This window comes from Gimesia chilikensis, assembly GCF_007744075.1.
Taxonomy (GTDB): Bacteria; Planctomycetota; Planctomycetia; order Planctomycetales; family Planctomycetaceae; genus Gimesia; species Gimesia chilikensis_A.
In genome coordinates this window covers 8,105,167-8,125,036 of the sequence record NZ_CP036266.1, presented here as the reverse complement: position 1 = coordinate 8,125,036, position 19,870 = coordinate 8,105,167, and the positions used below count along the sequence as shown (strand labels likewise).

The 19,870-nt window shown below is 55.1% G+C and carries 12 protein-coding genes; 2 read left to right on the top strand and 10 right to left on the bottom strand.

Going from position 1 to position 19,870, the window contains the following annotated elements; translation table 11 throughout:
- Window positions 1-10 precede the first annotated feature (10 nt).
- The 3 genes from HG66A1_RS30990 to HG66A1_RS30980 form a co-directional block, all read right to left on the bottom strand.
- A complete protein-coding gene (locus HG66A1_RS30990; protein ID WP_145193329.1) occupies window positions 11-286 on the bottom strand; it encodes a hypothetical protein in 276 nt (91 codons plus the stop codon).
- Window positions 287-1,415: 1,129 nt separating this feature from the next.
- On the bottom strand, window positions 1,416-2,549 hold the full coding sequence (locus HG66A1_RS30985) for a hypothetical protein (protein ID WP_145193327.1): 1,134 nt from the start codon (window positions 2,547-2,549) through the stop codon (window positions 1,416-1,418).
- Window positions 2,550-2,856: 307 nt separating this feature from the next.
- Window positions 2,857-5,031, bottom strand: coding sequence for a cation:dicarboxylate symporter family transporter (locus HG66A1_RS30980; RefSeq protein ID WP_145193325.1), 2,175 nt, complete (start codon window positions 5,029-5,031; stop codon window positions 2,857-2,859).
- Window positions 5,032-5,236: 205 nt separating this feature from the next.
- Between HG66A1_RS30980 and HG66A1_RS30975 the strand changes: the two genes are divergently transcribed.
- Window positions 5,237-5,812 carry a class I SAM-dependent methyltransferase gene (locus tag HG66A1_RS30975; RefSeq protein ID WP_145193323.1) on the top strand — a complete coding sequence of 192 codons (576 nt, stop codon included), beginning with the start codon at window positions 5,237-5,239 and terminating at the stop codon, window positions 5,810-5,812.
- A 64-nt stretch (window positions 5,813-5,876) separates the two neighbouring features.
- On the opposite strand, the gene carB is transcribed toward HG66A1_RS30975, so the two are convergent.
- Window positions 5,877-9,131 (bottom strand): carbamoyl-phosphate synthase large subunit, encoded by a 3,255-nt coding sequence (gene carB / locus HG66A1_RS30970; RefSeq protein ID WP_145193321.1) that lies wholly within the window; start codon window positions 9,129-9,131, stop codon window positions 5,877-5,879.
- Between the two features lie 751 nt (window positions 9,132-9,882).
- Here carB and amt point away from each other — a divergent pair.
- Window positions 9,883-12,543, top strand: coding sequence for an ammonium transporter (gene amt, locus HG66A1_RS30965; RefSeq protein ID WP_145193319.1), 2,661 nt, complete (start codon window positions 9,883-9,885; stop codon window positions 12,541-12,543).
- Here the strand turns inward: amt and HG66A1_RS30960 are convergent, their stop codons facing one another.
- The 6 genes from HG66A1_RS30960 to HG66A1_RS30935 all read right to left on the bottom strand — a co-directional run bounded on the left by HG66A1_RS30960 (window position 12,544) and on the right by HG66A1_RS30935 (window position 19,775).
- Window positions 12,544-13,017 carry a DTW domain-containing protein gene (locus tag HG66A1_RS30960; protein ID WP_145193317.1) on the bottom strand — a complete coding sequence of 158 codons (474 nt, stop codon included), beginning with the start codon at window positions 13,015-13,017 and terminating at the stop codon, window positions 12,544-12,546. It lies immediately after the preceding gene.
- Window positions 13,018-13,062: 45 nt separating this feature from the next.
- Complete coding sequence (locus HG66A1_RS30955) at window positions 13,063-13,242, bottom strand: hypothetical protein (protein WP_145045622.1); 180 nt, start codon at window positions 13,240-13,242, stop codon at window positions 13,063-13,065.
- Between the two features lie 95 nt (window positions 13,243-13,337).
- On the bottom strand, window positions 13,338-15,587 hold the full coding sequence (locus tag HG66A1_RS30950) for a VWA domain-containing protein (RefSeq protein WP_145193315.1): 2,250 nt from the start codon (window positions 15,585-15,587) through the stop codon (window positions 13,338-13,340).
- A gap of 21 nt (window positions 15,588-15,608) precedes the next feature.
- Window positions 15,609-16,514, bottom strand: coding sequence for a DUF58 domain-containing protein (locus HG66A1_RS30945; RefSeq protein WP_145193313.1), 906 nt, complete (start codon window positions 16,512-16,514; stop codon window positions 15,609-15,611).
- Window positions 16,471-17,541, bottom strand: coding sequence for an AAA family ATPase (locus HG66A1_RS30940; RefSeq protein ID WP_145193987.1), 1,071 nt, complete (start codon window positions 17,539-17,541; stop codon window positions 16,471-16,473). Before HG66A1_RS30940 ends, HG66A1_RS30945 begins: the two co-directional genes overlap by 44 nt.
- 125 nt (window positions 17,542-17,666) lie before the next feature.
- A complete protein-coding gene (locus HG66A1_RS30935) occupies window positions 17,667-19,775 on the bottom strand; it encodes an alpha/beta hydrolase family protein (protein WP_145193311.1) in 2,109 nt (702 codons plus the stop codon).
- Window positions 19,776-19,870 lie beyond the last annotated feature (95 nt).

The window sequence follows — 19,870 nt, the reverse complement described above, 5'->3', positions numbered from 1 at the left end:
GTTGGTTTTTTCAGGGTAAGAGTGCTGCGATTACGCCGCCGATGAGTGCCATGACTGGTGCGACGAAAAAGAAGAGACAAAAAGGGAGAACTAACGGCGTGCCACATACTGCGGAGTCGGGAGGTAAAGTGGCTGTGTAGGCTGAGAACTGGTAGACGAAATAGAATCCGGCCAGCACGGGGAGTGCGGCACCGGAAGCCGCGCCGATGAGAGATCGCCGTAAGTGGTTCAGGTCCTGGTCTGGCAGGTCAGGTGTGTCGGGGTCCTGAGGTGGTTGTTGATGCATCGTCTGCTCACACGTCTGAGGAGGTTGGATGTGGTTCAGGTGCATTATATCGAAAAATTGCGTCGTTGGCTGTACTTTTCGTGAGATTGCGGGGTGGGGGCTGCGAAATGCTGTGCTTCCATGAATTTATATCTACCACGGTCGGCACGTAAAACTCCTGAGAAATTCTAATGCAGAGGCTGGCCTGTGTGCCTGCCCGCCTGTTGGGGTACGTGATTTTATTTAACGTGTGGATGGATGCTGTGGATGTTTCGAGTTACTGACAGCAAATTTATCGAACTGCGGGCGACCACGCAGGGTCGCCCCTACTGCGGATCTTGTTTGCACAGTGCCCCGCAGTATTTATTGTTATATCGCGTCCGTTCCAGAGCGGATTTGATGAAGCACGGACGGCACGAAAAACACGAATGAAATTTCAGTGTGGTCGCTGGTTTTGTGGTTGGATGCTGATCAGTGCAGTGTCTGATATTCAGCTGGGTGTGGCTGGTGCTGATGTTTTATAATGCGTGGTGATGAGGACGCTCCTCGATTTGTTGAGACGAGATGTTTTGATCGCGGGGGCTGTGGTTTCCTGCGCGCTTGGCCCGAATTGCTTAGGGCTCATTCCGCTCACGGTGGGTGGGTGTTTTGTTTTATCAAGCGGGTAGGCGTATGGGGCCGCCCCTCGTGTTGTGTGTGGTAGGAGGCATGTTTGATGTTTTGGAATCATCTTCAAAGGCACGGGGAGGTCAAGACAGAATTTTGTCCTGATGTGACCGGATTTTGTCCTGGTCTGGCCCGGAATTTGTCCCGCTGTGGCCTGATTTTGTCTCGTTTGGGTGACCTGTTTCTGGGGAACCGGTTCTCAGAAAACAGGTGGATCTATAGTGAAAAACGACGGAGATTCAGGTGCTGCTGTGTCAGTGGTGGGCTGTGTTTCGGTGCTCATAGACCCGTCTCGCGCGCGAGCCAGGGGGGAAAGTTAGGGATCGGCGGGAGGGAATCAAGTTCAGTTTGTGTCGTGGATGTGGGGCAGTGGTGCGTGGGTTTTCAGGTGGGAAACGGATCAGGGGAATGAGGATATGGAACCACGAAAAGCACGAAAGACACGAAAATTCTGGAACGCTGGGATGTGGAATATGATTGGAGTCTAATTGATTAATAGGGGAAACTGGCTGGCGGGGACCAGGCGGCCTTCGTATTGGACGAAGGCTTTGCCGCGGATCTGGTCGACGATGCGTTCGCCGGGTTTCAGCTCGAGTGATTTGATTTCGAACTGATTTGGATCGAGTGGCTGGTTGAGTTTTGATTCGACCAGTTTGAAGTTCTGGCGAAGGTCGATTTCTGTCTGGTCTGCCAACCGGGAACTAAAGCGGACAATATCGACTTCGTGAGGTAAGAAGATATCGCCGACCCGATTGTAAAGAAAGGTGCGTTTATGGATCAGTCTTGAGCCACGGAACTGTTCGTATTTGATGGCGTTGAAACCAAAGCGAGAGTCGTAGGTTGTTTCAGAGCGGATGGGGGCAGCTTCGATTTCTGGTGAGTTATAATCGATTTTGACGAGGTATTGACGGTGATTCGAGTCTGGAGTGAGTTCGGTGATCATAATCCGTTTGGTAACTTTGGAATTCTCTTCAGTGCCTGGTTTGCCGCTCAGTGCGTCGGCGTACATACGACAGGTTCTGGCAAAGGTGTGCGAGCCATTACCAACCAGTTCGCGGGGATCGAAGAAGAGACCGTTGTGTTCGGATTCATACCTGAGCTTGCGAAACAGGACGCGACCTGTGGAGCCTGGGATCAGGATTCCTTCGGGAAAACCTTTGACGGAGCCGAACCGTTCCTCACCCAATTCCCAGACGTCCAGACCCTGGACGATCCATTGGGTGTTTGTTGGATGACCCACTTTTATGGGAGTCTGTGGCGTGAGCAGGTTGAACTCATCGGGCTTTTTGATTTTATGGTAATTTACCCGCAGGCGGTCGTGAATTTCATCCAGCCAGAAGGTGTACTGTCCCTCGGTGGTTTGCCATTTGGAATTTTTGGTAATGCGCGGATCAGCTAACCGGACTTGATTTTGAAAGAGGCAGGTTCCCTGCCAGGTGTGGATGGCGTCGAGATTTTTGGTGAGTTCCTCTGCGAGGAGTTGCAGCGCGTGTTCGGTTTCCGCGGCATTGAGTTCGCGCTTTGCTACGGGGGTTGGGTCGGGGTCGGTAGCGGTACTCAAAGTTGGGGAGGTCAGACAGAACAGGAGTGTGAGGCTGAGGAGCAGACGAACGGACATGGCTGGTTCCTGACGGAATCGATTGAACAATGACGGGTCAATTCATGTGTGTACAGTATAGCAGGAAAAGGGGACGTGTGGGAAGAAATCTGGGAGGAACCATGATAGGTGAGAAATATTATGGTCCACGAAAAGTCCTGAATTACGTCCCAATTACAGTCAGAGAGGCGCATCTTATATTGAGATCGGCAGCTGCGACCTCCTGCTCGCTGCGCTCGGCCCGGATGTGCATCCGAGCCCACCCATATGAATGATCTTTTCAGGAGAGCTTGACCGGGTGGTGTCGATGTCGATTATGATTCTGGATTCAGTCTACCCATTGGAGGACGTCGCGGATGATGGACCAGCGGGGTTCGGCGTTTTTGTTGTCTTTGCCGAGGATCCAGTAGTTGTAGAGTTCTTCGAAGACGCCTTCCTTCTTTTTGAGTTCGAGCCAGACTTCCATGAATTCTTCGAACTCGATGTCGTGGGCGCCCAGGTAATACATGGGAACCTTCACGTTTTTCTTGAGAGGATTGATGACGGAGAACTCGGGATAGAGGAGCGTCCAGGCGGCACCGGCTTCGGCGCTGGTGACCAGCAGGTCAGCGCCGTCGGCTTTTTCTTCGAAGAAGTCTTCTTCGGAATTGATGGAAACGAAGCTGGCGTTGGGGAAGAACGTATGTGCTTTTTCGTCAAAGAAGCTGTTGGCGACCACGGCGATTTTGAGGTCGGGGGAATGCCGGAGTTTCTCGAATTCGAGGAACTCGACTTTGCGGTAGTCGTGCAGGACCATGGCGAGGGTGACGTCCATGTAAGAGTCGGCGACGGGGAAGGCGGTCGCCCGTTCGATGGTGCCTTCCAGTCCGGACATGGCGAGGTCGAAGTGGTCTGCGTTCAACTGTTTAACGAGCGTCTGGGGTGTGAAAGGAACGAACTCGATATCGACGCCGAGGTCGAGGGCCAGGCGATGGGCCATATCGATGTCGAAGCCGACGAGTTCGCCGCGATCGTTGAAGTAGGAGAACGGCAGCCGTTTGGCGTCGAAGCCGAGCCGGATCTTGCCACGTTTGCGGATGCGGTCGATACGCGTTTCGCCGGGCTGGATCGGGTCCGGGTTGGGAGTCGATTCTTTGAGGATGGTTTCCTTGACGCCGGGGAAGAGCAGCTGGCGGTCGGCGATCATCGCTTTGGACTGGTAGAGGTTTTTGAATGTATATTCGAGAACGGTATGAATGCTGGCGATGACAATGCCTGCCATGACCAGCGAGAGCGTTGTGTAGACGAAAAAGCGTTTCCACTGCACCTTGAGCGTTCCCGAGAGCGAGGCTGCTGTGAGGATTGCGAAGGAGAAGAGGTAGACCGAACGCAGCGCATCGCCCAGGCGGGTGGTATAGACGCCGACCGCGAGGTAGAGCTGGAAGATGTCGTGCGGAATATGCATCAGGTCGAGCAGCCAGGGGATGGTGACCGCGGGTTTGGCGAAAGAGCCAGCCATGCCCAGCGAGAGAAACTTGGGGTACTGATCGGGCATCAGGCTGGAGCCGTAGAACCAGGCGGAAAAGGGAATGAAGATCAGACCGACGATACGTCCCATATCGGGAAAGGGAAAGACGAGGGGAATCAACACGTCGGGCGAACCGCCGGTTTCATCTTTTTCCAGTTTATAGCGTTCGAGGATTTCCCGCGCCGATTCCACAATGATGGGGAGGACGGCGAAGGTACTGCTGAGGACGAAGGCTGCGATGACGGCCGGCTGGGAGACGCGGAGGGCATCCCAGTAGCGGACCGGGGTGCAGATGGAGATCAGCATGGGGAGAATGCCGACGGTCAGAATCAGTGTGGCGACGGTATAGGTAATCAGGTAAGCCTGCAGCAGGCCGAACTTTTCAAAGGGGAGCGTACCGACGGCGTAAGCGACGATCGCGAAGACTCCGAAGGGGGAGAGATGCACGACGAAGCGGTTGAGTTTCATCAACGCATTGACGGCGACGGACAGTGGTGCGAGGAGCTGTTCGCGTTTGGGGATGGTGCTCAACGCGATGCCGACACCGATCGAGAAGAGGACCACGGCGGGGACGGCGTTATTGGCCAGCGAGAAGAACGGGTTCGCCGGAATAAACAGATCGTACAGACTTTCGGTCTGGGGGCCTTCGATGATACTGGTACTGAAGAAGGCGCCTTTCTGCCAGAAGGGAAAGGAGAGGGACATCAGGCAGACCGTGAACAGACCGATGCACCAGAGGATGAGCATCAGGCTGACAACGGTGAGGGCCATGTGCCTGGTCTGACGGATGGAGATCCGACCGAGGTTGAGGATCAGGGAGAGCGTGATATAGGGGAGGACGGTCATCTGCAGGAGGCCGATGAAAATCTCGCCGACCGTTTTCAGGGGCGCACACAGTTCGCCAAAGAACAAACCACAGGAGATCCCCAGCACCAGACTCGTGAGAATCCAGGTGGTGAGTCCCGGTTTGAAATGGGGGTGAGCGCCTTTTTCCATACGCCAGATCCTTGCCCGCTGAGGTATCAGTGCCGAAAAAATCAAATCTACATCACAGGAAACCCAGGACGGGCCATGGAGAAATCCAGGTCGGATGTGTATGTTTCCACAGAAGATACAGTAATCTGGAGTGTGAATCCAGACCTGCGAGTGTTAAGGTTTCTTAACACAAAATCGTTCTTAACTCCAGACCTGTTGTACCTGTATGCCATTCTCCCTTACCTATCATAGTCGGCAGTTCCAGTTTGAAACTGCGGCGGAATTATTTTCTCCCCAGAATCTTGACCGGGGGACGGAAGTGATGCTCTCGACGGTGACATTTGCACCAGGAGAGCGGGTGCTGGATTTGGGATGCGGCTGGGGCGTGGTGGGAATTCTGGCGGCTTCGATTGTGGGGTCGGAGAATGTGGTGATGACGGACATCGATGCCCGGGCGGTTAAAGTGGCTCGACAGAACGCCGAACGGAACCAGGTTGCGGGGGTGACGATTCTGCAGAGCGACGGATTACAGGATCACCGGGAGACCGACTTCGACTGGATTCTTTCTAACCCGCCTTACCATGAGGATTTTGCGGTCGCCAAGCAGTTTATCATGAAGGGATTCAACCGGCTGAAGGTCGGCGGACGGATGGTGATGGTCACACGGCGACGGCTGTGGTACCAGAAGAAGCTGACGAGCATTTTCGGAGGGACCGAAGTGCACGAGATTGACGGCTACTTTGTGTTTCACGCGGAGAAGCGACGCGACACGTATGCCAAACGCAAGAAGCGGAACCGCTGAGGGATTGATCAGACAAGGCTGTGCTCCTCACGCTGATGAGGAGCACAGCGACTTGAGATTGCGTTTAGAGATCGGCCATCCAGTCCTGCAGGGCACGGACCTGGGGAGTGGCATCTTCGGCGAGTGCTTCGAGGGCTTTGACAACCGCGAGGCAGCCGGGGATCGTGGTGACACAGGTCACGCCGTACGAAACCGATGCCGAGCGGATCTTGCCTTCGTCCGTCCGCGAGCCTTTGCCGCTAGGCGTGTTGAAGATGAACTGGACTTCCTGGTTGGCCATCATGTCCAGCAGGTTGGGACGACCTTCTTTGAGCTTCTTGACGGTCGAGACTTCGAGGCCTGCTTCGCGGAGAACGCGGGCGGTGCCGGAGGTCGAGACGATTTTGAAGCCGAGGTCGATCAGCCGTCGTGCGGGATCGATGATCATGTCTTTGTAGAGGTCAGCCATGCTGATGAAGACGGTGCCTTCGGAGGGCAGGCTGGTATTTGCTGCGAGCTGGCTCTTGGCGAAGGCCATGGCGAAGCCATCCGAGATTCCCATGACTTCCCCGGTAGACCGCATTTCGGGGCCGAGGATGATGTCGACACCCAGGAAGCGGGAGAAGGGGAAGACACTCTCTTTGACCGAGGTGTGTTTGGGTTTCGGTTCTTTGGTCACGTTCTGTTCCAGCAGCGAGACACCGGCCATGACTTTGGCGGCGATTTTAGGCAGCGGGAGCCCGGTGGCCTTGGAGACGAACGGCGACGTCCGGCTGGCACGCGGGTTGACCTCGAGGATGTAGACGATGTAATCGTCTTCGGTCTTCTTCACCGCGAACTGGATATTCATCAGGCCTTTGACCTTGAGTTCGCGAGCGAGGGCATGTGTGGCCCGTTTGATTTCGTCGATGACGGAATCGGGGAGCGAGTGAGGTGGCAGGACACAGGCCGAGTCACCGGAGTGCACGCCAGCTTCTTCGATGTGTTCCATCACGCCCCCGACCAGGGTGGTGATGCCGTCGGAGATGGCGTCAACATCGACTTCGATCGCGTCTTCGAGGAACTGATCGACGAGGACCGGATGGTCTGGAGAGGCACTGACCGCTTCGTTCATGTAGCGGACCAGCGATTCTTCGTCGTAGCAGATTTCCATGGCCCGACCGCCGAGCACGTAGCTGGGGCGAACCAGAATCGGGTAGCTGATTTTGCGGGCGACGTTGCGGGCGCTCTCGATATTCGTGGCGATGCCGTTCGGAGGCTGATGCAGTTCGAGCTTCTCAAGAATTGCCTGGAAGCGTTCGCGGTCTTCGGCAGCATCGATCATTTCGGGGCTGGTGCCGATGATGTTGATGCCGGCGGCTTCGAGTCCCCGGGCGAGGTTAAGCGGAGTCTGTCCGCCGAACTGCACGATGACGCCATCCGGCTGCATACGATCGCAGATGTTGAGCACATCTTCGGTGGTCAGCGGTTCGAAGAAGAGGTGGTCGGAGGTGTCATAGTCGGTCGAGACCGTTTCGGGGTTCGAGTTGACCATAATACTTTCGATACCCAGTTCCTGCAGGGCGAACGAAGCCTGGCAGCAGCAGTAATCGAATTCAATCCCCTGGCCGATGCGGTTGGGTCCGCCGCCGAGAATCATGATGCGGCGTTTGTGATCGGGATTGCCCGGCGTTTCGTTTTCTTCTTCGTAGGTCGAGTAGAAGTAGGGTGTGTAAGCTTCGAACTCGGCAGCACAGGTATCGACCTGTTTGAAGGTGGCTTCAATACCCAGGCTCTTGCGGTACTGGCGGACATCCATTTCGGTGGAGTCGAGCCAGAAGGCGAGCTGCTTGTCGGAGTAGCCGTGCTGCTTGGCCTGTTTCATGAAGGCATAGTCCAGGTCTTCCAGGCGGGAGACGGCGCGGATCTTGTCTTCGAATTCCACGAGCTGACGGATGTGGTTCAGGAACCAGGGATCGATGTCGCTGAGCTCGTGGACTTCTTCGACGCTCATGCCGGATTTGAATGCGTACCGCAGGTAGAACAGCCGCTCGTCGTTGGGGATCGACAGCTTGGACTGAATCAGGTCCCGCGCGGGTTGCTTGGGGGTGCCCCAGAGATCCTTGTTACCGCCACCCAGCCCGAAGTGACCGATTTCCAGACCGCGGAGTGCTTTCTGCAGCGACTCTTTGAAGGTACGGCCGATGGACATGGTTTCGCCGACCGATTTCATCTGCACGGTGAGGACCGGGTCGGCATCGGGGAATTTTTCGAATGTCCAGCGGGGGATCTTGGTGACGACGTAATCGATGGTTGGCTCGAAGCAGGCGAGCGTTTCCCGGGTGATGTCGTTGCGGATTTCATCGAGGCGATAGCCGACGGCCAGCTTGGCTGCGATTTTGGCAATCGGGAAGCCGGTCGCTTTGGAAGCGAGTGCACTGGAGCGGCTGACGCGGGGGTTCATTTCGATGATCGTCATGCGGCCTGTATCGGGATTGATGGCGAACTGCACGTTGGAACCGCCGGTTTCGACGCCGATCTCGCGGATACAGGCGATGGTCGCATCGCGCATCCGCTGGTATTCTTTGTCGGTCAGCGTCTGAGCGGGGGCGACGGTGATCGAGTCGCCGGTGTGCACACCCATGGGATCGAAGTTTTCGATCGAGCAGATGATGACGACGTTGTCGGCCTGGTCCCGCATGACCTCCATCTCGTACTCTTTCCAGCCGAGGATGGATTCTTCCAGCAGAACTTCGTTCACGGGGGAGAGGGCCAGCCCGCTGCGGACTTTCTCTACGAACTCTTCACGGTTGTAAGCCACCCCACCGCCGGTACCGCCGAGTGTGTAACTGGCGCGGATGATGATCGGCAGACCGATATCTTTGACCGCGGCATTGGCTTCTTCCATGTTGTGGACCACGGCACTGCGGGGGCAGTCGAGGCCGATTTTGGTCATGGCTTCTTTGAACTGGTCGCGGCTTTCCGCTTTGGCGATGACCTCTTCGCGGGCACCGATGAGTTCCACGCCCAGTTGATCAAGGATTCCGCGGCGGGCGAGGTCCATGGCTGCGTTCAGGCCGGTCTGTCCCCCCAGCGTGGGGAGCAGTGCGTCCGGCTTTTCGATTTCGATTACTTTCTGGATGTACTGCCAGGTAATCGGTTCGATGTAGGTGCGGTGAGCGGTTTCCGGGTCGGTCATGATGGTCGCGGGGTTGGAGTTGACCAGCACCACTTCATAACCATCTTCGCGGAGGGCCTTACAGGCCTGCGTTCCCGAATAGTCAAATTCACATGCCTGCCCGATGACAATCGGACCGGAGCCAAGAATCAAAATCTTCTTAATGTCGTCGCGTCTAGGCACTTTTTTAGATCACTTTCAACAGCAAATGTACATTATCATGCGAATGTCGTAGCGAATTTCTGCGCAAATCTTCCCAACGTTAACAAGCACACCAAAATAATCAAGCAAGGCAGACCAGAAAGTGACAGAACGCGCTTTGAAACGTGGTTCCATCGTGCCGAGGAGAACAGGCGACTTGAATCAGTAGTTCTTTCGTTCGGTGAGGGGAGACGGACAACGAACTCTATTTTAGCGGAGCTGGATTGGCTGAGCTCACAAGAGACAGACACAACGAACAGCAGCCCGCAACAGTGGTTTGACTCGAATTATCAGCGACGTTGATTGAGGTAAGTGGTATCAGAGGAATAATTTTCGGGTTGGGTGCCGGATAAAGTGTATCTCTGGGTCTGGATTGTTGTAGCGGTTGTGCTGATTGCGTTGTGGGGAGCTCGATGTGCGTAAGTCTTTAAAAGAGAAGATTTTGGATTTGCAACTCCGATAACTGCTCGATTTTCGTCCAGCTAGACAAATTAAATCCTTCACCTCCATTCAGATACAGGGAATTACCGCACACCAGTTTTCGAAATGTGAAGCTTCTCAGAATGTGTTGCTTTAACGCCACATGTTGAAGGAACGGGACATAAACTTGATTTGACAGCAGATCAATTCGGTCGAGTTCTCTCGCCTCTGCTCTCGGATCAATCTGATGACGGCCTGTGGAAAGGTGATAGAAACTCCCATCGAATACGTACTGACTTGAGAATGAACGACTATGGATCTCCATCAGCAAATTGACATTATCTGGGTTCTGCTCTGCAGTATCTTTGTCCTGTTTATGCAGGCGGGATTCTGTTGTCTGGAATCGGGACTCTCCCGCTCGAAAAACAGCATTCACGTGGCGATTAAGAATATCGTCGACGTGAGTCTGGTCGGTGTGCTGTACTGGATCTTCGGTTTTGGTCTGATGTTCGGTACCACGACAGGCGGTCTGATTGGAACTTCTCACTTTCCGTTTATCAATCCGGGAACGAATATCTTCCTGTCGGCGTTCTTTCTGTTTCAGTTGATGCTCTGTGCGACTGCAGCCACGATTGCTTCGGGAGCCTCTGCGGAACGGATGCGGTTTACCGCCTACCTGATTCTGGCAGTGGTCCTGGGGGGCGTCATTTATCCCGTATTCGGTCACTGGGCCTGGACGAGCCACTTTGCCGGGAAAGCACCCGGCTGGCTGGAGTCTCTGGGATTTCGGGATTTCAGTGGATCGACGGTCGTGCATTCGATCGGTGCCTGGGCGGCACTGGCTTCGATCATGATTATCGGACCGCGGACCGGTCGCTTCGACCAGGACCAGGAAAAGACAACACGCAAATTCAAAGGTCATAATCTGACGCTGGCGACGACCGGGGTGTTTATCCTCTGGATCGGCTGGTTTGGATTCAACGGCGGTAGTGAATTTGGATTCACGGCGCACGTCCCTCAAATTCTGATCAACACATTCCTGGCATCGGCCTGCGGGGCGATCACCCTGCTCCTCTGGCAGTTCTATCAGCGGAAACAGATTGAAATTGAAAATATTCTCAATGGCCTGCTGGCGGCCCTGGTTGCCAGTAGTGCCAGCTGCGATGTTGTGTCTCCTATTGCGGCTGCGGTGATCGGGATTGTCGCAGCGATTGTCATGGAAGCCGGCAGCTGGTTTCTGGAATGGCGTCGCCTGGACGATACGATTGGAGTGATCCCCGTCCATGGTTTTGCCGGCGTCTGGGGTACACTGGCGGTGGCGCTGTTTATACCTGCGGAACTCTTAACTCGTTCGCGGCTGGAGCTGTTCTGTGTGCAGCTGCTGGGCTGTACGATCTGCTTTATCTGGTGCTTCTCTTTCTGCTGGGTGACCCTGCGGGTTGTCAGTAAGTTCATGCGACTGCGTGTGACGGCCGAAGAAGAAGAGATCGGTCTGAATATGGCAGAGCACGGAGCGACCACCGAGATGTACGATCTGCTCAATTCCATGGAACGGCATATCCAGGGAGATTCGGCACCGATTGAAGATCTGGACGAACACAGTGACGTCGGTTTAATTGCCCGTCAATATAACCGGGTGACCCAGGTACGGGACCAGGCGTTGAAAGAACTGGAGGTCCGCACGGACAATCTGGAGCAGGCCCGCAGCGAGCTGGAGGTGCAGGCAGCAAGTCTGCGTCAGGCTTCGCTGGATGCGGAAGCGGCTTCCCGCGCGAAGAGTGAATTCCTGGCGAATATGAGTCACGAAATCCGTACGCCGATGACGGCGGTGCTGGGTTACACTGATGTTTTGATGGAAGAGAGCTGGGGACGCCCGGGCAGCATCAAGTTAATTGAAGTCATCAAACGTAACGGAAATTATCTGCTGGATCTGATCAACGATATTCTGGATCTTTCGAAAATCGAATCGGGAAGTCTGAATATCGAAAAGATTCCCTTCTCGCTGATCGAAAAACTGCAGGAAGTGCAGTCCTTAATGCAGGTGCGTGCCGAGCTGCAGGAAATCAGCTTTAACCTGACATTTGCAGGCAAAATTCCTAAACAGATCCAGAGTGATCCCACCCGACTGAAACAGATTCTGATCAACCTCATCGGAAACGCGATCAAGTTTACTCCCGATGGGGGCCAGGTCTCGGTGGAAACATCGTGCCTGAATCCGGATTCGCCTGAGCCGCTGCTGCAGTTCAAAATCATCGATACGGGTATCGGAATGAACGCGGAACAGGTTGCAGGATTGTACCAGCCTTTCGTCCAGGCCGATTCTTCCACGACTCGGAAATTCGGAGGAACCGGACTGGGGCTGGCCATCAGTAAGCGACTGGCAAAAATGCTGGGCGGTGATCTGACCTGCCAAAGCACTCCTGATGTCGGCACGACATTCACATTACAGATTCAGATTGGCGAATCAGAGTCTCTGGAATATTACAATGATCCCCAGGACGCGCTCGAAGCAGCTGCACACAAGCCGGCTCCCGTGATCGCAAAACCGGTGCAGGCAGCTAACCGAAGCTGTTCTGTGCTGCTGGCTGAAGATGGAGAAGACAACCAACGGCTGATTTCCATGCTGCTCAGAAAAGAGGGCGCAGCAGTCAAACTGGCTGAGAACGGGGAAATTGCGGTTCGCTATGCGATGCATGCCCTCGAACAGGGACAGCCCTTCGATGTGATTCTGATGGACATGTCGATGCCGGTACTGGACGGATACGGCGCAACCCAAAAACTGCGCGAGCAAGGCTACAAGCTGCCCATTATTGCATTAACGGCTCACGCCATGAATGGCGACCGTGAAAAATGTATCGCAGCAGGCTGTACCGATTATGCCACCAAACCTGTCAATCGGGAGAAGCTTCGCGAGATCATCGAAACCTATCAGTCACTGACGGACTTTTCGGAGCCGGTAGGGCTCCACTGCTGATCAGGTGGGTTCGTTCTGAACCAGTCGATCGTGATTGAGTTTCAGAAAATCATCGGCCCAGTAATACTCGTCAAGCAGACCGGTCGTGTCGTAGCCCATCAGATGGTAGGCGATAAAAATCGCTTCAATCGTGGCAAGGCCTGCTCCCGGATCATCAAACTGTTTCGAAACCCGTGGATACGCGGTCTCCCAGACAGGCAGACTGCGAACGGGTAGTTCCTCATAATCGCCTTCCATTTTTTCCGCCAGCCGCCAGGTGCCATCCAGTACGAGCAAGCCGCGGTCGGCATCGTCCCTGCCGATCTCAGGTCCTTCCATGCCGAGACGGACGTAGGTCGTCAGTTTTTCCGGTTCCTTGCGGGGAAATTTCCAGAAAATGAAATCGTCACGTTTGCGCAGCGGCTGTACCGAGCATTTACTTTTGCGCTCTTTGGGATGGACAACAATGATCGTAGGGGGATGGGCGGCGGACACGTTTTCGGATTTCAGTTGACGAGATGTTCTAGTCAGTCAGCGGGCTCAGTTGCCTTCCTGAACTTTTTTGATGATTTCTTCCTGGTCGGCGATTTCTTTTTCCAGAGAGGCGACTTCCTGGGGGTCATCCATCTGCGCCTTGGCACCGGTCAACCGCTGACGCAGCTTCTGGATTTTCTGACGAGCGACGTCGATCTGTTTCTTCTGTTTTTTATTCAAGCCCATGCTGTAAACGCTTTCTCTTGTTGCGGGTGACAAATGGAAACCGGACCAGCGAGTATATCACAAACCTGACCGGGAGAACATAGCCCCCGAACGCCTCAACTCTGAAAAAACAGGCTCAGACAGGCCAGGCACATGACTGCCAGAAAAGTCAGCGCCCCCACGGAGAAGCGCCAGAGGAGCAGCTGTTCGACCACGATCAGGGCCAGCACGGTCAGTAACAGGTTTTCGGCGAGCCCTGTCTGTGTGGTTCGTTCCGCGGGCAACTCCGCGGCCAGGGGAGCGAAGCTGTCTGGTCGGCGGAAATAATGCGGGGGGATTACCTGGGGGCCGATGTGGGCCAGGTCGCTTTCCAGTGGGGAGACATTCACAGCGAACAGCATTTTTTCAGCCGAGGCCACTCCCCAGTCCAGCTCGTAAATCCCGGAGAGCTGCGTCTGATCGAAGGTGATCATGCGGGATTCCGCATTCCGATCGAGAATACTTCGCAGCGGATACTCTGCCTGGTCAGGAGCCTGTATGCGGGGTGTCAAAGCGAGCTGATCTTCCCGGGCCAGAATTTCCAGGGGCTGCCCGACCAGTGATTCACGGCGACTCCATTTCCCCGTCGCGACATCGAGTACGAATTCATTCATCATCGGGGGGAAACTGGGCCAGACTGCCCAACTGCCCCAGCGACGGTCGAGGGATGTGGTGATCAGCAGGATCTTACCCCGACCGAGCGTGCTCTCAATCACGGCGGGGTCGCCTGTGTCAAAGTTCAGCACGAGACGCGTATTCGAATTCGCCGGTACTTCGGTCTGCACGTATTCATAAATCTGGGTCGTTTCCAGGCCGGCATCCGGATTCCCTTTGAAGATCTCAATCACGGGATGCTGGTACTGCAGCGGGTCGAATTCAAAAATCTTCGATTTCTGTTTCGCATCTCCCTGGCGATCCAGCAGCTTGACATTCATCAGGCCGGAGCCGGTTTGAAAGAGGGTCTGGTTGTAGTTGTTTGCATCGACCTGTGCTCCCAGGCTGACAATCAGACCCCCACCACGTTTGACATACCCTTTGAGCAGGTCCCGTTCATGGTCGGTAAACAACGCGACATCGCTGATCACGACTGCGTCGTAGAGTTCGAGTTCGGTGTTGGCCAGCTCCCCTTCACTGATCACCTGGGGTTTGATGGCTCCCTGCCAGGGTTGTTCCCGCAACGAGGGGGACAGCGCCAGCTCGAGGAAGTCGGTCGCCCGTCCCATGGCTTCGCCCGACTGTCTGCCGTTAACGAGCAGAACATTGATCTCTTTCTTGACCGGCATGACTTTCCAGCGACGGTTATCCAGGGGAAGTTGATCCTCGCCAATACGGACTTCCAGTCGATGGTCGCCGACCCGGGTAAACTGGTGAGTAAATTCGGCCTGCGTGTCGGTATTCGCGGGGAGCGAAATCTGCTTCTGGTTCACCAGCTGACCGTCGACATACAATTGCAGATTCACTGCCTCTCGATTCAGGGGACTGAAATTGTGCAGAGTCACGCCCAGGCGGACCGGTTGATTCAACGTGGCAAAGATGGACGGGCTGCTGAAATCGACGATTGCCAGGTTGGGTTCATCCGCCTGTCCCACATCTTTGAGGACCAGGGTCGCTTTTTTCGAGATCGCTTCCAGCAGCGAGAGTACCCGCGCATCACCGGCTTCTCCTTCGAGGGGTGCCCAGCTTTTCGCCTGGAAATCGCTGATTACAATCACTTCTTTCTGGGCGAGTTCCTGTGCCTGGTTCAGAAACTCCAGCGCACTTTGCAGTGCCTGGGTGACGTCACCGTATTCTTCGGTGGGTTGCAGTCGACTGATTTCATCGAGTACGTAAGCCTGCTGCCGCGAGGGTCGGGAAATGAGTGTCTGGGGGGAAACGCTGGATATCTGAATCAACTGAAACGCATCTCCGGTATTCGAATCGGAGACCAGCGTCTCAGCCAGCTCTTTGGCAGAGGCGAATTTTTCCCGGCCGTCGTTCTGCCAGCGCATGCTGAAAGAGGTGTCGATCACCAGGATTCGATGTACGGGAGCCGCGGTTTCGAAGAACGCGCCTTTGACCGACCAGTAAGGCCGCGAAAAAGCGACTGCGAGCAGCAGCAGGATCAGACAGCGAACCAGCAGAATCAGCAGCTGTTCGAAACGGACGCGCCGTGAATACTTTTTCGTCGCCGCCAGCAGAAATTTCATCGCCGCCCATTCGGTCTCGATGAACTTCCGCTTGTGCAGCAGATGGATCAGCACCGGAACCCCTGCTGCCAGTAATCCCATCAGCAGCCAGGGACTGGCGAATCCGAATGCCAACAGGGGCTGCGACAAAGTCTGGGACATGAAATGAATCTTGCTGAATCCTTAAGAACCGACGCGGGACTGACGATGCGACAGGAATGAGGACAGGGCGACATCCAGCGACTGATCGGTGCGGATCAGGCTGTAATCGAGTTTCAGATCGCGACAGCCACGCTGAACGGTTTTGAGAAACTTTTCGAACTCTTCCTGGTAGGCTTTCTTCAAAGCCCGGGGTTCAACCATCTGTTCGGGCAGATTTTCCAGGCCATGAAACAGCACCGGTTCCTGGAAGGGGAAGTCCTGTTCCGCTGGGTCGATCACCTGCAGCAGACTGACATCGTGTTTGCGATGCCGGAAATGTTTCAGGCCCAGCAGCACCGATTCAAGGTCATCGAACAGATCGCTGATGATAATAATCAGGCTGCGGCGGTTGATGCGTTCGGCCAGTTCGTGGAAGACCTTACCCAGGCCGGATTCACCGGCGACAGTTGTGTTTTCGAGCGTGTAATAAATCTGTTTCAGATGCGTCGGCTGACTGGCAGGGCGGAGAAAATCATTTACCTTGTCGCTGACCGTACACAATCCCGCGGCGTCCTGTTGTTTGATCACGACGTATGCCAGGGCTGCAGCGACCAGCCGACCATATTCCCACTTGGACAGAGCCGCATCCGCGGACTTGTAGCGCATCGATTCGCTGCAGTCGAGCAGCAGGTAGCAGGTGAAGTTGGTCTCGGCTTCAAACTGTTTCAGATAATAGCGGTCCGACTTGGCGTAGACTTTCCAGTCGACGTAACGCAGGTCATCCCCCACCGCGTATTCCCGGTGCTGCGCAAATTCAGCGGAGAAGCCGTGAAAGGGGCTCTTGTGGGACCCCGAAACATAGCCTTCCACAATCTGACGTGCCGCCAGGTCCAGGTTCTGAACTTTAGCGAGCGTCTGCGGATCTAAATACTTGTGGTAATCGTCCATCCAGTTTTTCCTGCGAGGAATCGACGGGGATGAGTTCAATCAGGCGATCGACGATTTTATCGGGAGACATCCCGTCGGCTTCCGCATTGAAATTGGTGATGATGCGATGCCGGAGTACCGGATGTGCAACCGCACGCACATCGTCGGTGCTCACATACAGTCTGCCATGCAAAATCGCCCGGGCTTTGGCACCCAGGACCAGGTTCTGGCTGGCGCGGGGGCCGGCACCCCAACTGACATATTCGCGAATGAAATCGGGAATGTCTGTCGCCCGGGCATCGTCGGTGGCAATGATACGCGTCATGCGGGCGAACTGCATCGCATACCGAATCACATGATCGGCTACGGGAACGCGACGGACCAGCGACTGAAAGGAAAGCAGCTCATCCAGTTCAAGAACTTTTTTCACTGCATACGATTCATCCGAGGTTGTCTGCCTGACGATGGCAAACTCTTCTTCCTCGGTAGGATACTCGACCTTGATTTCAAACATGAACCGGTCGAGCTGCGCTTCGGGCAGCGGATAGGTGCCTTCCTGTTCGATCGGGTTTTGTGTCGCGAGCACAAAAAACGGAACCGGCAGTTTGTGTTTACGTCCCCCCGCGGTGACCTGGTGCTCCTGCATTGCTTCCAGCAGGGCTGCCTGTGTTTTGGGAGGCGTACGGTTAATCTCGTCTGCGAGAACCACGTTGGCAAATACGGGGCCTGCCAGGAATTTAAAATCGCGGTTGCCGGTGATTTTGTCTTCCTGAATCACGTCAGTCCCGGTGATGTCGGCGGGCATCAGGTCGGGTGTGAACTGCACGCGGTTGAACGAGAGGTTCAGTGTGTCAGCCAGGGTGTGGACGATGAGGGTCTTAGCCAGCCCAGGAACTCCCACCAGCAGACAATGTCCGCCTGCCAGCAGCGAGATCATCAACTCCTCGACGACCTTGTGCTGGCCAATCACGACGTGGTTCACTTCCTTTAGAAGTCGTTCGTAGGCCTGGTGTAATTTTTCGACGGCTTCCAGATCGGAAGCTTCCATCGGAGGATCGCTGCTCACAGTGTTGTCAGTTTCCTGTATCGGAGAAAGAAATGACGCCCGCCTGAATACGTACCTCTATTGTGGCGGGCACTCAGGTGAAGATGCAAGGCTGTTTAGCCGTCTTCTCAGCTGTCAGCACCTTTTGCTCCCCAGGGAGCGATCTGCGTCAAACCTTTACTGCGCTTGAGGTCAGCATAGCATTCCGGTAGATCGAAGCTCGTCAGTACATTGGGCACCAGCGTCGATAAGGGCCAGTGATAATGTTCCGTTTCGGCGACATCACTGAAGGATGTCAGGGCATTTTTCAGCGTGACCTGCTTGACGTGAGGTGAAAACAGGGCGGCAAAGGTCGCTGGCAGAGCACCCCAGCCCCGACCAATCAGATGTACGTCGGTATGCCCGTTGGCGGCGAGCCAGTCGAGGACACGCAGGGCGTCAAACGTTTTCTGGCCGAGATAGGGATCGTCCAGCATTACAGAGTGAGCCGCGTAGAAGTAGTCGCTACCGTAAGGCGTGAAGAAGGAATTCGGGTTGGTGGTATCAGGCAGCGATTCCCCGATTCCCCGTACATCGCAGGTGTAGAGTACGCGTTCTTTATCCTGAATGGCGGTCTTCAGCAGCGGTTCTTCCTTGAGTTCAGCATCGGCCGAGACGTGTGAGAGGTAGAGCGTCGCTTTTTTGCCGGCATTCTGAGGTGGACGCGAATAGAGGCGCTCGTCGGAGACCCGGTACACGACGGCCTGGATTCCCGGTTCGGTTTCGACTGCGTAAGTGATGGCATACTTCGCGGGATAACCCTTGCCGCCGCGATTGCGCAGAATGCGGTAATCGGGAGTACCCTCGACATGCTTCAGCCTGAGTGTCTCCGCGACAGCGGACTGCAGGGCGGCACCTGATTTTGTTTTTCTCTGTTTCGCCAGTTCCCGCGAGCGCTCGGCGGTGAATTCATGAATGGGTTTCGAGCCGAGATCGGCGACGGAACCTTTGGGGGTGCACCAGAGTGTCTCATCTTTTTCGATAGTCAGCTTGGGCTCTTTGTCTTCATCTGAAATTCCGGTGGCTTTGTTGAACCATTCATACATGGCTTCCCGGTTTTCCTGCGAGTAGCCGTGATAAGTCGGTCCGACGAAATGCGAGACGTTGTCTTCATGGCCCAGCAGTTTGTAGAGCCGTTTGAGTCGCAGGTAGGCCTCGCGTGCCCCGCGGACATCGAAATAGTCTCGCTCTTTACTGAGGATCCGTACGGGATTAGGTGCTTGAGCTGCCAGGAAGTCCGCGTGATCCAGTTCCAGCGCCAGCACTTTTGGCGGACACTGTTCGGTATCTGCAGGGAGTTCATTCTCCATATTGCGGCGGAAAGTGGTCACGAAGCAGCTGGGAGCCGCCATTGTCCACCGTGGTTCTACACCACACAACCAGGTGGTCATGGTTCCGCCACCCGAGTTTCCGGTCACACCGACCTGCTTGGGGTCGACCTCTTTGCGTGTCAGCAGATAATCCAGGGCACGCACGCCATCCCAGGCACGCCACATCGAGAGATTTTCACCGACGAGAAACTGCTGATTACCCCCGTGCAGATGTTCGCGGACGCCAACGCCGATTGTGGATTTCAGATCATCGCCGCTGTACTGTATACGTTCGCCCTGTCCGATGGGATCGTAAATCAGAACGACATATCCTTTGCGGGCCAGCCCCTGGGAGAAGGACTGATAGGCGGTTTCCGCTTTGCCGTTGTGGGAGTGTCCACAGGTGCCGACGACGCCGGGCACCGGTTTGGTGATCCCCTTGGGGATGTAAAGATTCGCCGTCACCAGAAAACCGGGGCGACTTTCGAAAATGATGTTTTCAATCGTGTAGGTATCGCGATCGGTGGTTTTCGTGACCTTCGCATTCAGCGGAGTCCGCTCTGGTTCGGGGCCGAATGCTTCGCGAATTCGTTTCTGGACCGATTCCACATAGGCTTCCGCGTCGGCTTTGGTTTTCAAAGCGTCCAGCCGTGCGATGGTTTTGGCTTCCTGTTCCCGGACGCGGTCCACAAAGTATTCCTGGACCATGCGGGGAAAGCGATTCAGGGCCGGGGGGCTCTGGTCTGCTGAACCGGGGGCTGCTGCCAGTTCCTGGATAACCAGATTTTCGAGCAGGCTCAAGCCGGTGACTGTGACACATCCTGTTTGCAGAAAATTTCGTCGTGAGAGAGAAAACGTGTCGTCCGTCGACGGTTTTGAGGCCGGCATAATCTATTAATCCTTTAAAACAATGAATGCAGATACGATGATTTGATATATCTGGTGATCGAGCTGAACAAAGTTGAACAGCTGCTCCGTTCATT

Coding starts and splice junctions, on each gene's coding strand:
- HG66A1_RS30990 (WP_145193329.1), bottom strand. CDS start 286: ATGCATCAACAACCACCTCAGGACCCCGACACACCTGACCTGCCAGAC.
- HG66A1_RS30985 (WP_145193327.1), bottom strand. CDS start 2,549: ATGTCCGTTCGTCTGCTCCTCAGCCTCACACTCCTGTTCTGTCTGACC.
- HG66A1_RS30980 (WP_145193325.1), bottom strand. CDS start 5,031: ATGGAAAAAGGCGCTCACCCCCATTTCAAACCGGGACTCACCACCTGG.
- HG66A1_RS30975 (WP_145193323.1), top strand. CDS start 5,237: ATGCCATTCTCCCTTACCTATCATAGTCGGCAGTTCCAGTTTGAAACT.
- amt (WP_145193319.1), top strand. CDS start 9,883: ATGGATCTCCATCAGCAAATTGACATTATCTGGGTTCTGCTCTGCAGT.
- HG66A1_RS30955 (WP_145045622.1), bottom strand. CDS start 13,242: ATGGGCTTGAATAAAAAACAGAAGAAACAGATCGACGTCGCTCGTCAG.
- HG66A1_RS30950 (WP_145193315.1), bottom strand. CDS start 15,587: ATGTCCCAGACTTTGTCGCAGCCCCTGTTGGCATTCGGATTCGCCAGT.
- HG66A1_RS30945 (WP_145193313.1), bottom strand. CDS start 16,514: ATGGACGATTACCACAAGTATTTAGATCCGCAGACGCTCGCTAAAGTT.
- HG66A1_RS30940 (WP_145193987.1), bottom strand. CDS start 17,541: ATGGAAGCTTCCGATCTGGAAGCCGTCGAAAAATTACACCAGGCCTAC.
- HG66A1_RS30935 (WP_145193311.1), bottom strand. CDS start 19,775: ATGCCGGCCTCAAAACCGTCGACGGACGACACGTTTTCTCTCTCACGA.